The sequence below is a fragment of the Rhodoferax sp. genome (assembly GCF_030653815.1).
In the GTDB taxonomy this organism is placed as follows: domain Bacteria; phylum Pseudomonadota; class Gammaproteobacteria; order Burkholderiales; family Burkholderiaceae_C; genus Rhodoferax.
In genome coordinates this window covers 52561-66806 of sequence record NZ_JAURYQ010000008.1, presented here as the reverse complement: position 1 = coordinate 66806, position 14246 = coordinate 52561, and the positions used below count along the sequence as shown (strand labels likewise).

Below are 14246 nucleotides of genomic sequence, written 5' to 3'. Positions count from 1 at the left end.
GACAATGAAAAATCAGCCTCTGTCAGGCAACGCCATGCCACGTTTTGGTGGCATTGCCAGCATGATGCGCCTGCCTGTGGTCGAGTCGGCGCAAGGACTCGATGCGGCGTTCATTGGTATTCCGCTCGACATCGGCACCTCGCACCGTCCTGGTGCGCGTTTTGGGCCACGCCAGATTCGCGCCGAATCCAGCCTGATCCGGCCCTACAACATGGCCACCGGCGCTGCGCCCTTTGATACCCTGCAGGTGGCCGATCTGGGTGATGTGCCCATCAACACCTATTCCCTGGAAAAGTCGCTGGCCATCATCACGGCGTTTTACGAACCCGTGCTGGCTGCCAATTGCATTCCCTTGACGCTGGGTGGTGATCACACCATCGCCCTGCCCATTCTTCGCGCCCTGGCCACCAGATACGGCCCGGTAGCCCTGGTGCACGTGGACGCGCACGCGGACGTGAATCCGGACATGTTTGGCGAGCGCATTGCGCACGGCACGCCGTTTCGCCGCGCTGTTGAAGAAAACCTGCTGGATTGTCACAAGGTGTTCCAGATCGGCCTGCGCGGCAGCGGCTACGCCTCTGACGACTTCGACTGGCCGCGCCAGCAAGGTTTTACCCTGGTGCCCGCGCATGAAATCTGGTACCAGTCGCTCGCGCCCCTGATGGCCAAAATCCGCGCCCACATCGGCACCACGCCCTGCTACCTCAGCTTTGACATCGACGGCATCGACCCCGCCTATGCAGGCGGCACCGGCACGCCCGAAATTGGCGGTCTGAGCGTGCCGCAGGCGCTGGAAATCATTCGCGGCTGCCACGGGCTCAACCTGGTGGGTGGCGACCTGGTGGAAGTCTCACCCGCCTACGACACCTCCGGAAATACCGCACTGCTCGGGGCCAATTTGCTGTACGAAATGCTGTGCGTCCTGCCCGGAGTCACCAGACGTTAATATTCAACAGTCACCCCACATTTTTTGGAACACGCACCATGTCATCTCCCCTGTCCCTGCTGAAAGACCCTTCCCTGCTCAAGACCGACGCCCTCATCAACGGCCAATGGGTCGCTGGCGCCAGCCGCTTTGCCGTGAACGACCCCGCCACCGGTGCCCATCTGGCCGACGTGGCCAACCTGGGCCCGGCTGAGGCCGAAGCTGCAATCGCCGCCGCCAATGCCGCCTGGCCGGCCTGGCGCAGCAAGACCGCCAAAGAGCGCAGCATCATTTTGCGCAAGTGGTATGACCTGCTGATGGCCAATCAGGACGACCTGGGCCGCATCATGACCGCCGAGCAGGGCAAGCCGCTGCCGGAAGCCAAGGGTGAAGTGGCTTACGGCGCCAGCTTTGTCGAGTGGTTTGCCGAAGAGGCCAAGCGCATCAACGGCGAAACCCTGCCCCAGTTTGACAACAACCGCCGCCTGATGGTGCTGCGTCAGCCCATTGGCGTCTGCGCCGCCATCACGCCCTGGAACTTTCCCATTGCCATGATCACCCGCAAAGTGGCGCCCGCGCTGGCCGCCGGCTGCACGGTCATCATCAAACCGGCGGAGTTGACCCCGCTGACCGCCCTGGCGGCGGCCGAGCTGGCGATTCGCGCCGGCATTCCGGCCGGCGTGCTCAACATGATCACGGCCGACGCCGACAACTCGATTGCCGTGGGCAAGGTGCTGTGCGCCAGCGACGTGGTGCGCCACATCAGCTTCACCGGCTCGACCGAAGTGGGCCGCATCCTGATGGCGCAAAGCGCTCCGACCGTCAAGAAACTCTCGCTCGAACTCGGCGGCAACGCGCCTTTCATCGTGTTTGACGATGCCGACATCGACAGCGCGGTGGAAGGCGCCTTTGCCTCCAAATACCGCAACGCCGGCCAGACCTGCGTCTGCTCCAACCGCCTGTACGTGCAGGCAGGCGTGTACGACGAATTCGTCACCAAGTTTGCCGCCAAGGTCAAAACCGCCAAGGTCGGCAATGGTTTTGAGGACGGCGTCAACCAGGGTCCGTTGATCGAAGAAGCCGCGCTGCTAAAGGTGGAGCGCCATGTGAACGATGCGGTGGCCAAGGGTGCCCGCTTGCTGGTGGGCGGCAAACGCCTAAGTGGCCAGTTCTTCGAGCCGACCGTGGTGGCTGATGCCACCGCCGACATGCTGTGCGCCAAGGAAGAAACCTTTGGCCCATTCGCCCCGATCTTCAAGTTCCAGACCGAGCAGGAAGCCGTGGATGCCGCCAACAACACCGAATTCGGTCTGGCGAGCTATTTTTACAGCCGCGACGTGGGCCGCATCTTCCGCGTCAGCGAGGCGCTGGAATATGGCATGGTCGGCATCAACGTGGGCATTCTGGCAACCGAACATGTGCCATTTGGTGGCGTCAAGCAATCCGGCCTGGGCCGCGAAGGTTCGCACCACGGCATTGATGACTACGTGGAAATCAAGTACCTGTGCATCGGTGACATCCTGAAATAACGGGCCTATCGCTGCGAGGCGCCGCTCCCCAAAGGGGTGGCTGCGAGCATGTACACTAGCGCCTCTTGAAGACCTTTCAGGTCATACGCGGGTGTAGTTCAATGGTAGAAATCAATCTACCAATGAAAACATACCTGGTAGATCAAAAACCTACGCCAAAACCTACGCCAAACATAAGATCACTTTGGGAATTTTGCGTCGAAACAAAAATGTTGAGGCATTCACAATCAGCTTCAATCCAGCCTGACCGCTCCAGGACGTAGACCACGCCACATCCGCCGATCAAGCTCAAGATACGGCTAAAAGGAAACAGCAAGACCACCCAACCCACCTTCAACGAAGTCACGAAAGGCAAGCGCAGCGCGCAGGCCAGGAACGAAGTAGAGGCCGGAGGCGTCAGGGATCAAAGCCGCATGGGCGCAACTCGGTACGAGGCGTGGGGCAACGCCCGCGAGCCCGACGGCGGCAACGCCGGGATGCCCTGCGTGGGTCAACAAGATTCACTGCGCAGTAAATATTGCTGCTTTGTCGAATATCGATGCGAACAAACCAGTCCGGATAGCAAGTGGCGCAGCCTGCCAACACCGCCGCCCTTACTGGCGGACGCTCGGGGCCAGCCGGGCACGTTATGCAATGTGCCGCCAGCATGACTCGCCTGAATTCGGCACCAGATCCCCACACACCTTCACAGTCGCTTCAAAACGTGAGATAATTTTCTTATTCCACTTTTAAATTATATTTTTTCTTTTAAAATCAATTATTTACATAAATGTTGGACGAAATGAACGAAGTTCAATCAGATTTAGCCCAAGTCATTAGACTGGCTCTTGCCGAGCAGAGCGAAGATGTACGCCTGTTCGTGGCCCGGCTAGTCCGGAAGTACCGCAACACCGACCCAGAGCTGGCTGAACAGTTAGACCTCTATCTACGCACTAAGACGCATCGAGCAAGCGCCCCCATGCGCAAGGCCATGCAGCCTGCCCTACCCACCCAAACATTGCCGGTCGATGACGAGTCACGACTTTCACTTCTGAAAGTCTTCAAGGACACACCAGATCGAGAGCAGCCGTTGTTGTCAATCAGCCTCGAAGAGACGTTGAGTCAACTCATTCAGGAGCGTCGACAGACGGAACGCCTCGCCTCAATGGGATTAAGCCCGACGCGCTCGGCAATCTTTGTCGGACCACCAGGCGTTGGCAAAACATTGACAGCACGCTGGCTTGCTGCGCAATTGGAGGTCCCGCTGTATGTATTGGACCTGACCGCCGTCATGAGCAGCCTGCTCGGACGAAGTGGGAGCAACCTGCGCACTGCACTTGATTTCGCGAAACGCAGTCCCTGCGTACTCTTGCTGGATGAAATCGATGCCGTTGCCAAACGCCGTAGCGACGAGACCGACATCGGCGAGTTGAAGCGCCTTGTCACTGTCATTCTGCAGGAGGTCGATGAGTGGCCTGCCACGGGCCTGCTGCTGGCGGCCACCAACCATCCGGAGCTGATCGATCCGGCGCTGTGGCGCCGATTCGATCTGGTCGTCAATTTCAAGACGCCAGAAACACCAGCCGTCAAAGCAGCCATCAAGCGATTTCTCGGTCCAGACTTTGCATTGTTTGGTCGCTGGATTGACATCCTGACTTTCGCCTTCAATGGCGAGTCGTTCAGCGACATTGAGCGCGACATCCAGCGCTTCCGACGCGCGGTGGCACTTGGAACGGCATCAGATGCCGACCTGATTGAAGAATTCGTCAAATCACGGGCTCTTGTGCTGGATCGTCAGGCGCGCATTGATCTGGCCGTACTGCTGGCTAAACAGACCCGTCTGTCACAGCACACGGTCTCCGAGCTCACAGGTGTAAGCCGAGACACCATCCGTAAGTACACCGCCGAACAGCCGTCAACCACAAAGAAAACATCGAAAAGGGAACTTGAAGCATGAGCCAAACCAATTTTCTGATCGGACGCGGCGAACTGCTCACACACGATATCAAGGGGCCAAAACGCATGCCGGGCAAGGCTGAGGTCTATACCTTGCAGCAGGCCAGAGAGCGACTAACACCCCAGTTTTCTGACGCAGCTGCGGCGCTGGACGCATTGCCATCGCAAGCATGCCCCGGTGACTTTGGCGTTGCACGCCTGACGATGAATCCCAGCTACATCGCCCGATCGTTCTTTCCAGTGGCGATGCTGCGTACCGTCGGCCTGGAATCAGTAGGCAGCAGAACCGTCAAGTTAACCCCGGACGGCTGGACAAAGAAAGGCCCCACCAGGGAATGCACAACAACTGAGTTGTTTGTCGCCGGCAAGCGTCAAGCATTTCGCCATCTCAAAGCCTGGACCAAAGGCATCGAACCCGAATCAGACGAAGCCGGTGATCTCGCGCATATTGAGAAGTTCTCTGTATTCGCCCCCCAGGAGCGAATCGTCAGCCACGGGCACAAGAAGGATCGCTTCTTTGAAGTAGGCCTTCACCTGTTGCCCGACGAGAACCATTTGTTTGTCCAGCGGGCGTTCGCCAAATACGCGAAAGATGTAGACGTCAAAATCCACAGTGACCTCGGCTTCACGGCAGGCAACATGTGGTTCGTTCCGGTCGAAGGTAAGCATGACAGCATTGATCGGCTGGCGGAGTTTGTATTCGTGCGTGTGATCCGGCCAATGCCCAGGCTGCGCGGCATGCGCCCCGTGCATCGCACGGGCAGCGTGACGGTCAGTTGCAGCCTGCCGACCGAACAGCCGTTTTCGTCCGAGCCCAAGGTGGCCATCCTGGACGGCGGCTTGCCGAAAGAGCATGCGATCGGTCCCTGGCTGCGGTCATACCGGGTTCTTGATGAAAATGCCGAAGACGATCCACAAGGCTTGGAACATGGTCTCGGGGTGACTTCTGCATTCCTGTTCGGCCCCATCCAGCCAAACGGCACCGCGCAACGCCCGTTTGCCTATGTTGATCACTTACGTGTACTCGACAAGGATGCCGATGCGGAAGACCCCCTGGAGCTGTATCGCACTTTGGGCTTTGTCGAACAGGTTCTGCTGTCGCGCCAATACCAGTTCGTCAATCTTAGCCTTGGGCCTGACCTGCCCATCGAAGACACCGACGTTCACGCCTGGACCTCGGTAATTGATGATCTGTTAGCCGACGGCGATACCTTGATGACCGTCGCGGTCGGTAACAACGGCGAAATGGACCGCTCTGTCGGCAATGCCCGAGTACAGGTGCCGTCGGACTGCGTGAACGCACTGGCCGTTGGTGCCACCAACGGTACCGAAGCGGGGTGGGCAAGAGCACCCTACAGCGCCATCGGCCCCGGCCGCAGCCCAGGTGTAGTCAAACCGGATTTGATGGCTTTTGGCGGAGATGCGGCCAAGTATTTTCATGTGCTGTCCCCGGGAAAGAAACCGCTGCTGGCCCCACAACTCGGCACCAGTTTCGCCTCTCCTTACCTGCTGCGTAATGCAGTGGGCGTCCGCGCCATTCTGGGTGCCGAGTTGACACCACTGGCAATCAAAGCCTTGCTGGTCCATGCGGCCGATGCATCAACCCACGACAAAGTTGAGGTAGGTTGGGGCAAAGTGCCAGAAGACCTGATGGAGATCATCACCTGCCCTGCGGGCGTAGCGCGTGTGGTTTACCAGGGCGAGTTGAAACCCGGCAAGTACCTTCGTGCCACGCTACCCCTGCCAGCTGGGGGTTTGAACGGCAAAGTGCGCCTCAAGGCAACATTTTGCTACGCATCGCCAACTGATCCGCAGGATGCGGCGGCCTATACGCGCGCAGGGCTGGAGATTGTGTTCCGGCCCAGTGACAAGAAAATCAAGGACGGCAAGGCCAATGCCGACACCAAGGGCTTCTTCGACATGAAGAAGTACGCCACCGAGGAGGAGCGCCGCTCAGACCTCGGCAAATGGGAAACCGTCCTCCACGGTGCCAAAGGCATGCTCGGTAGCAGTCTTGACAACCCCGTCTTCGATATCCACTACAACGCTCGCGAGTCAGGGGGCCGCGCCACAGGTGCCGAGAAAATCCGCTACGCGCTGATCATCACGGTGGAAGCCCCGAAACATGCCGACCTCTACAACGACATCCTGCGCGCCTACGCCAAAACGTTGGTGCCGATCCAGCCGCAAGTGTCGCTGCCGATTCGTATTCGATAGCGCAACCCGCCAAGCCCCATTCACCCCACCTAACCAACATCACTGGAGAAGGAATGCCGGAAGCGCTTAAACGCAAGGACAAGGACGGAACGCCTTACCAGCGCCCTCCCGCAATTGAGGCCTGGATCAAAAAACTGGAGTCTGTTGACGCGGCATCACGAGTTCTACAGTTCGCTGGTGTATCAAGAACGGCCCCAGAGCATGTGCCAACGGAGGTCCTGCTTTATTTCCTACGGCGAGCCTGGGCAGATGGCGAACATGGCCAGTTCGAGAAGATATATCGCCTCCTGATGAAACGCGTAGACCAGTCACTACGTTCGAAAATCTGGAGCTCTCGTATCGGCAGCGCAACCGATATTCGTGACGAAGTCATTAACCGATTTGTCGTATTGGTCACAAAAGATTGCGCTTCACAAGCTGATATGCTGGATTTTTACGAAGTTCACTTCGATCAAGCGATGGTCGCGCTTCGAACGTCCGTTTTGCGCAAATTCAAAGCGGTAGTCGGTGACGTAACAACTGTCCCCCTGAGATCCCAGGATGCGGATGGCCCCGAGGTTTCGCCCGAGGTCGAAGTTGCTCTGGAGAACTTTTTGAGCGGCGACCCTCAAAAAATTGACGATCCTGCTTTCCGGTCGGTGCTTTTTGCTGCGATTGACCGCTTACCCCCGGATCAAAAGCAAGTCATCGGTCTTCTTTTGAAAGGAATTCCGATTGATGCCAAGGAACAAGATGTCATGACAATTGCACGTATTCTGCAGTGTGACGAAAGGACGGTTCGTAACCGCCGTGATCGTGCCTGCAAAGCTCTCAAGGCCATTCTTGAAGAGGAGGCTGAACTATGAGCGTCAAACATTCGAAACTGAATGAAGAAGAGGTTCTTCTTGCGTTCTCCGTTGAACCCTCACATGACCGCACAACATTGGAGCAATATCTGAGCCTGTATCCAGAACATGCAAATGCACTGGTGGACTGCTCGATTGAATTGATGATTGATGCCTCCCGAGGCGACGATGAACTGCAGGTGTCGTCTGAACAGGTTGTCGAAAAGGCTTGGCAGCAATTTCAGACAGCAATTGGCTCGGCACAGAACGCTGCGGTCGCGGATCCATTTGTTCAATTGACTCGCTCTGCGTTTAAATCTGTAGCTCAAAGACTGAACATCAGCAATTTATTGTTGATGCGTTTTCGTGACCGAGCAGTGGACGCAAGTACCATTCCGAGGCAACTCGTTCAACGGCTCGCCGGCGAACTAGGTGCGACTGTCGACGCCGTGTCTGCGTATTTGAACAATCCACCGACCATAGTGTCCGGTCTGAGTTTCAGATCGAGCGTGAAGCCTGCGGTGACCGAGCAGATATCGTTCGAGCAGGCCGTTGAGACTTCCCAACTCACGCCAGCCCAACAAGAGGCGCTGAAGGCACTGCGGGACTAGCTATGGATGCGACCGAAGCCACACGGCGTGAGGCAGAACGCATCCATCAAGCGGCGGTCGCAGCGGGCGACGATCCATGGAACCTGCTTGAACTCGTCAGCCGCGAAGCGGCTCGGCGAGACCTTGATGTGTATGCTTTGCCACAGGGCGACTCCGCACTGAAAAGCGGGCGTGCGGTATTCGACAGCCAAGCCGGAAGCATTTTGTATGAAGATACTGGTGCGGTGTTCGACCGCGCCTTTCTGATCGCTCATGAACTGGGGCATGTCGTCTTGGAAGGTGGCGTTCAGGACGTGGTAACGGAGGAAGTCGAACCAGACCGTTCGGTGGAGGATGCGCCAGTCGGCATCGAAAGAGTGCTTGACTATGGCGCCCGGGAACGCCGTGAGGTCCGTATGGACCTCTTCGCCCGCGAACTCTTGTTACCGCGCTCGGTCGCCCGTCATCACCACGTCGATGGTGGCTGCTCTTCTGCCGACATCGCCAATCGCCTTGGCGCACCCTTGCAGGTAGTCCAGCAACAGCTTCTGGATGCACTGCTCCTGCCGATGGAGCCAACCGCATCCATGCAGCCTGCCGCCGCAGCGGCGGTATTGACTCCAGACCCGACCCAGATTGCGGCTGCCAACCATCGCAACACTGCGTTCCAGTTGCAGGCCGGTCCAGGCACAGGCAAGACCAGAACGCTGGTGCAGCGTATCCAGAGTCTTCTGACTGACGGCGTGGACCCGATGTCCATTCTTGTCCTCACGTTCTCCAACAAGGCGGCGAACGAGTTGAGCGAGCGACTCGCCGCAAGCAACCCAAAAGCTGCCGCAGCGATGTGGATCGGTACGTTTCATGCATTCGGCTTGGATATCGTCCGCCGTTTTCACGACAAGCTGGGACTACCTGCAGGCCCTCGTCTCATTGATCGATCCGAAGGCATCGAATTGCTGGAAGACGAGTTGCCGCGACTCCCGTTGCACCACTATCGCAACCTATGGGACCCAGCGCTCGATCTCAGCGACATGCTCAGTGCGATTTCACGCGCCAAGGACGAGGTGATTGACGCTGTTGGCTACCGGGCATTGGCCCAAGCCATGGCACAGAACTGCGCTGATGATGCCGATGCGGCGATGCGTGCTGAGAAGTGCCTGGAAGTCGCTTTGGTCTACGAAACCTACGAGCGCCTGATGACTGCAAAGCAGTTGATCGACTTTGGCGATCTCGTCGCCCAGCCTGTACGCCTTGTCGAAGCCGATGCCGAAGTGAGGAATGCACTAAGGGCACGGCACACGCATGTCCTCGTCGACGAATACCAAGACGTGAACCGTTCTTCCGTACGTCTTTTGAAAGCTATCGTCGGTGATGGACGTGACCTCTGGGTTGTTGGCGATGCCCGTCAATCCATTTATCGCTTCCGCGGCGCATCGGCCACCAACATGGCCCAGTTCGCCTTGGATTTTCCCGGTGCTCAAGTTGATCAACTGGGTATCAACTATCGGTCTCGACAGGAAGTCATCGATGTTTTCACGGCCTTCTCCGGCACGATGAAGGCATCGACTGGCGCATTGCCATTGCATTTGAAAGCGAGCCGAGGCGCCTCTGGTGTCGCACCAGAGTTCAGGGTTGTGAGCACAACGGATGATGAAATCTCGACGGTGGCCGCTGCGATCCAGGCCCAACGCGACGCGGGAACGGCTTACCGCGAACAGGCCCTTCTGTGCGCATCCAACGCCCGTCTGAGCGAAATCGCTGAGGGCCTGGAAGCCAGAGGCATCCCGGTACTCCACCTTGGGAGTCTGTTCGAGCGACCTGAGATCAAGGATCTCCTCGCCTTGCTCTCCATGCTGAGCGACCCCTATGTCGTCGGATTGGTGCGGGCCTCCACGATGCCGGCGTACAAGCTGCCGCTGCAAGATGTCGTAAAGATCATCGAGCGACTGCGCGAAAGCAAAGTTGCGGCGCTCGACTGGCGGTTCGCAGGGAGCTGGCCACCGGAACTCGCCGGAACGAGCAAAGCCACATTGGCGCGCGTGGCCGAACTTTTCGATGGGATCAGCCCGACCGGCAATCCTTGGACCATTTTGTCCACCTGGGTGATCGACCATCTTGGACTCGCCAAGGCCCTGTACCTGGCAGGCGACGCCCAAAGCAGAATGAAAGGTCTGGCGCTGTGGCAATTCCTCAACTTCTGCCGTCAACAACCATCGGGTGCGGGTGCCCCCTGCACGCGCCTTCTTGATCGAATTCGCCGACTCGTCCTGCTTTCGGAGGACCGCGGCTTGCGCCATTTGCCAGGAGTCGTCGACGGCATCGATGCGGTACGTCTCATGACGATCCATGCCAGCAAGGGACTGGAGTTTCACACCGTGCACATACCCGGCATGGTGACCTCAGGTCTGCCGCGCAACAACATGGCACCGCGCTGCGTGCCGCCAGACGGTCTGATTCATGGCTCAGATGGAATCACCGGATTGGAAGCGGTGAAAGCTGGGCACGATGAAGAAGAGGAATGCCTGTTCTTCGTGGCGCTGTCCCGCGCCCGTGATCGGCTCTTTCTCTATGCATCATCGGTTCAGTCCGACGGCAAAGCGCGCAATCCATCGAAGTTCCTGGCCTCCATCCGACACCTTCTGATCCACTCGCCCAATCCACCGCAGCGGCGTGTCAAGCCGCGGCCGAATTCATGCTTGCAAGTTGCCTGGGCGCAAAAGCCGGTCTGGACCGATAGCCAGGTCAACCTGTTCGAGCGATGTCCACGTCGCTTTTTTTACACCCACGTCCTGAAACTCGGAGGTCGCCGTACGGAAACGGCCTTCATGAAGATGCACAACGTTGTCGGGGACGTATTCGATTGGTTGAAGATCACGCATGAGATGACGGTGCCAAACGAAGCCGAACTCGGCGCGCGCTTCGACCAGGCATGGCAGGCCAAGGGAGCAGTCGACCATGGCTATGCGGAAGATTACCGGTGCATCGCGCGCCGGCTGGTGGGCTACCTCATCGAAACTCGAAGTCGCGGCGTACCTGCACCGGCAGCGCCGATCTCGCTCGGGTGGGTGGAAGGCGAAATTCTCGTCCGGCCGGACAGTGTCGCCCGGGGCGACAAGGGGCAGATCGTCGTTCGGCGGGTAAAAACCGGCAAACCAAGGTCCAACGCTTTCGATGACATCGAGTACACGCTGCTCCATCTCGCGACCATGCAGACTTATGGTGGGTCGGCCCAGGTCGAGGTCACATACCTGACCAGCGAGACGACGCAGCCGTTGGAGATCACCGAGCGAAAGCTCAAAACGCGCAGTGAGAAGGTCCAGGAGATCGTCAGGCGCGTCCGCGCCGGCGAATTTCCTGTGAAGGAAGAAGCGCGCGCTTGCCCACGTTGCCCCAGCTTCTTCATCTGCGGCGACCTTCCGGCCGGCGCGATCACCATAAAAAATGTTTGAATCGGCTTTCCGGTCCTGGAATCCGCCGCGATTGACTTATTGAAGGCCAAGAAAACTGCAATCCCGCAGATGGCCGACAGAAAGTCAATCAAATGCAAACGAAAAATCCTGGCGATGACAGCCATATCCCTCTCGAAGATGTTGGTGCCGCCATCCGCGAAGGCCGCAGTCTTCGTCTGGCACACCTCTATCGCATCGTGGTGGCCGATGAACAGCTCAACGAGCGCCATCTGGATCTGCGCGATCCGGTCCCTACCGGCCGCCAGATCCTTCAAGCCGCCGAAGTCCGTCCTGTGGCGGACTACAGCATCTACGCAATCCTGCCGTCTGGCGAGTTCGAGGACCTGCGTCTCGACGAGACTTACGATCTGCGTGGACGCGGTGCAGAGCGCTTCGTCATTTTTCAGACCGACCGCGCCTTCAAGTTCACGATCGACGATCGCCAAATGGAATGGGGTAAGCCGTCCATCAGTGGCAAGATCTTGAAGGCGTTGGCTGGCGTCCCTACCGACACCTATGACGTCTATCTCGAAGTGCGTGGCGGCGGCCAGGATGTGCTCATCCGCGATACCGACTTGATCGACCTCAGCAAGCCGGGCATTGAACGCTTCATCACGCTCATCCGCGACACGACGGAAGGACTGGCGGCCCTGCCGGAAGCCGATCAGCGCTATCTCGACAGCCACGGCTTCACCGTGGCTGTCGTCAGTGACGGCCCGCACACGGGTGTTGTGCTGAAGCAGATGCAACTGCCTCAAGGCAAGTTCAATCACCCGGCTGCCGACGTGCTGGTGATTCTGCCGCCCGGCTATCCCGACGTGGCACCGGACATGTTCTTCTGCAACCTCTGGTTGACATTGGTGTCCGCAGGTCGCTACCCGACATGCGCGGATCAGCCGCACGCTTTCATGGGCCACAACTGGCAACGCTGGTCTCGCCACAACAACAGCTGGCGGCCGGGTGTCGATGGCCTGCACACGATGATCAAGCGCATCGAGCACGCGCTGGCGGAGGCCAAATGATGTCGGCCGTAGCGTTGGACATCATTTTGCTGGAATCCCATGAAGCGGCGCTGCGCGCGCTGCTTCATCGAGAGAACGGTTCGGAGGCAGCTGCCTATGTGCTGTTTGGCAAAGCCGAAATTGCGGCCGATCCTTGGTCCAAGCAGCCGCGCATCCGCCTGATCTCGCACGAGGTGGTGCCCATCACATCCGACGAGATGGTCTCGTCCTCCTCGGTGCACGTGACGTGGTCAACGCAGGGATTCATGCGGCTGCTGGGCCTGGCACAGCACCGTAACCTCGTCCCCGCACTGGTTCACACGCATCCAGGCGCGGGTGCGTTTTTCTCCGACCAGGACGATCGCAACGAAGCTGAGCTGGCGCGCACCACCTTCAACAAGGGTGCACAGGGACTTGCCAGTATGGTCTTCGGTCAGCACGATGCCATCGTGGGGCGCCTGTGGAAATCAGCCAAGGCATCCACGAAGGCGTCGTCCATATCCATTGTCGGAAGCAAGATCAAGATCTGGCGCGCGGACGCTGAACGCGAAGATACGGAGTTTCTAGCTCGGCAGGCAGCACTGTTCGGCAAGGGCTTCAATCCCATCGTGCAGGCACTGCGGGTAGGGGTGATCGGTTGCGGCGGAACGGGCAGTGCCGTCGTTTCGCTGCTGACTCGGCTGGGTGTCGGGCATCTCGCATTGATGGACAACGACACGATCGACACGACCAATCTCAACCGTGTCCACGGATCGCGCGCCGCCGATGTACCCGCGAAGCTGGCCAAGATAGACATCCTCGCACGTGAAATCGAGGCTTGCGGCTTGGGCACCCAGGTTGTTACTCGGCGTGCATGGGTGGGCGACCCATCGCTACGTGACGTTCTGCGGTCTTGCGATGTGCTTTTCGGCTGTACCGATGACAACCAGGGTCGGCTCACCTTGAACCGACTTGCCCACTACTACGGCATTCCGTTGATCGACGTAGGGTTGCGCATGCGGTCGGCCAAAAGCGGTGTGGACTACGATATGACTGGCCGCGTCACGACAATCAGGCCGGGTAACCCTTGCCTGATTTGCCTTGGCGTCGTCAACGCCCAGCGTGCTGCAGCTGAAGGATTGCAGCGCAATGATCCGGCAGAGTTTGAACGCCGCAAGGCCGAGGCGTATGTGGAGGGAGGTGGCGACCCAGCCCCAGCAGTGGTCACGTTCACTACCAGTATTGCTTGCGCCGCAGTGGATGAGTTGATCCAGGGTTTGACAGGTTTCCGCGGCCAAGGTGGAATGACGCACAACCGCATTCGCCGATTCGACCGTGTGGAGGATCGTTCAATGACGTGTCGACCGATTCCGACATGCCCTGTTTGCGGAACCGAGGCCACCTGGGGCCGCGGTGACGTGAACCCCTTTCTTGGCGTGATCGGGTAACTGTATGAACCGCTTCTTTGCGTTGATGCTGCGCCGCCTCGGGCTTCTGGACTTCAACTTTCTCGTGAAACGAGTCGATCGGCATCCGGGCAAGATCGAGATACCTGCCGGCGAACTTTGGTTAGTGGTGGCCGGTGGGGTAAAAAAATGGGCGTGCTTGAGTTGCCCAGGCGGATGCGGTGTTCAGATATCGCTTTCGCTAAATCCCGAACGTCGTCCACGTTGGGAGGTTGAGCATGATTTTTGGAGGCGCCCAACGGTTTCCCCCTCGATCCATCAGCAGAAAATGTGCAGATGTCATTTTTGGATCCGGAAGGGACTGATCGAATGGTGCAAGGCTTGAGTACTT

10 protein-coding genes are annotated in these 14246 nt (G+C 58.4%); all 10 read left to right on the top strand.

Annotated features, from left to right (window positions below):
- The first annotated feature begins 4 nt into the window (after positions 1–4).
- The 10 genes from speB (at position 5) to Q7U49_RS02820 (ending at position 14240) form a co-directional block, all read left to right on the top strand.
- Positions 5–946 carry an agmatinase gene (gene speB, locus Q7U49_RS02865; protein ID WP_304762245.1) on the top strand — a complete coding sequence of 314 codons (942 nt, stop codon included), beginning with the start codon at positions 5–7 and terminating at the stop codon, positions 944–946.
- Positions 947–984: 38 nt separating this feature from the next.
- The gene (locus Q7U49_RS02860; protein WP_304762244.1) at positions 985–2454 is read left to right on the top strand and encodes an NAD-dependent succinate-semialdehyde dehydrogenase; all 1470 of its coding nucleotides are present in this window, start codon (positions 985–987) and stop codon (positions 2452–2454) included.
- Between the two features lie 781 nt (positions 2455–3235).
- Complete coding sequence (locus Q7U49_RS02855) at positions 3236–4390, top strand: ATP-binding protein (protein WP_304762243.1); 1155 nt, start codon at positions 3236–3238, stop codon at positions 4388–4390.
- Positions 4387–6606 (top strand): S8 family peptidase, encoded by a 2220-nt coding sequence (locus Q7U49_RS02850; RefSeq protein WP_304762242.1) that lies wholly within the window; start codon positions 4387–4389, stop codon positions 6604–6606. Before Q7U49_RS02855 ends, Q7U49_RS02850 begins: the two co-directional genes overlap by 4 nt.
- Before the next feature lie 53 nt (positions 6607–6659).
- Entirely contained in the window at positions 6660–7451 is a 792-nt protein-coding gene (locus Q7U49_RS02845) for an RNA polymerase sigma factor (protein WP_304762241.1), read from the top strand.
- Positions 7448–8041 (top strand): hypothetical protein, encoded by a 594-nt coding sequence (locus tag Q7U49_RS02840; protein WP_304762240.1) that lies wholly within the window; start codon positions 7448–7450, stop codon positions 8039–8041. The genes Q7U49_RS02845 and Q7U49_RS02840 overlap by 4 nt, the downstream gene beginning before the upstream one ends.
- 2 nt (positions 8042–8043) lie before the next feature.
- Entirely contained in the window at positions 8044–11469 is a 3426-nt protein-coding gene (locus tag Q7U49_RS02835) for an ATP-dependent helicase (RefSeq protein WP_304762239.1), read from the top strand.
- Positions 11470–11561: 92 nt separating this feature from the next.
- Positions 11562–12491, top strand: a complete 930-nt coding sequence (locus Q7U49_RS02830; protein ID WP_304762238.1) for a multiubiquitin domain-containing protein — start codon at positions 11562–11564, stop codon at positions 12489–12491.
- Positions 12491–13897 carry a ThiF family adenylyltransferase gene (locus Q7U49_RS02825; RefSeq protein WP_304762237.1) on the top strand — a complete coding sequence of 469 codons (1407 nt, stop codon included), beginning with the start codon at positions 12491–12493 and terminating at the stop codon, positions 13895–13897. The genes Q7U49_RS02830 and Q7U49_RS02825 overlap by 1 nt, the downstream gene beginning before the upstream one ends.
- A gap of 4 nt (positions 13898–13901) precedes the next feature.
- Positions 13902–14240 (top strand): DUF6527 family protein, encoded by a 339-nt coding sequence (locus tag Q7U49_RS02820; RefSeq protein WP_304762236.1) that lies wholly within the window; start codon positions 13902–13904, stop codon positions 14238–14240.
- Positions 14241–14246: the final 6 nt, after the last annotated feature.

Coding starts and splice junctions, on each gene's coding strand:
- speB (WP_304762245.1), top strand. CDS start 5: ATGAAAAATCAGCCTCTGTCAGGCAACGCCATGCCACGTTTTGGTGGC.
- Q7U49_RS02860 (WP_304762244.1), top strand. CDS start 985: ATGTCATCTCCCCTGTCCCTGCTGAAAGACCCTTCCCTGCTCAAGACC.
- Q7U49_RS02855 (WP_304762243.1), top strand. CDS start 3,236: ATGAACGAAGTTCAATCAGATTTAGCCCAAGTCATTAGACTGGCTCTT.
- Q7U49_RS02850 (WP_304762242.1), top strand. CDS start 4,387: ATGAGCCAAACCAATTTTCTGATCGGACGCGGCGAACTGCTCACACAC.
- Q7U49_RS02845 (WP_304762241.1), top strand. CDS start 6,660: ATGCCGGAAGCGCTTAAACGCAAGGACAAGGACGGAACGCCTTACCAG.
- Q7U49_RS02840 (WP_304762240.1), top strand. CDS start 7,448: ATGAGCGTCAAACATTCGAAACTGAATGAAGAAGAGGTTCTTCTTGCG.
- Q7U49_RS02835 (WP_304762239.1), top strand. CDS start 8,044: ATGGATGCGACCGAAGCCACACGGCGTGAGGCAGAACGCATCCATCAA.
- Q7U49_RS02830 (WP_304762238.1), top strand. CDS start 11,562: ATGCAAACGAAAAATCCTGGCGATGACAGCCATATCCCTCTCGAAGAT.
- Q7U49_RS02825 (WP_304762237.1), top strand. CDS start 12,491: ATGTCGGCCGTAGCGTTGGACATCATTTTGCTGGAATCCCATGAAGCG.
- Q7U49_RS02820 (WP_304762236.1), top strand. CDS start 13,902: ATGAACCGCTTCTTTGCGTTGATGCTGCGCCGCCTCGGGCTTCTGGAC.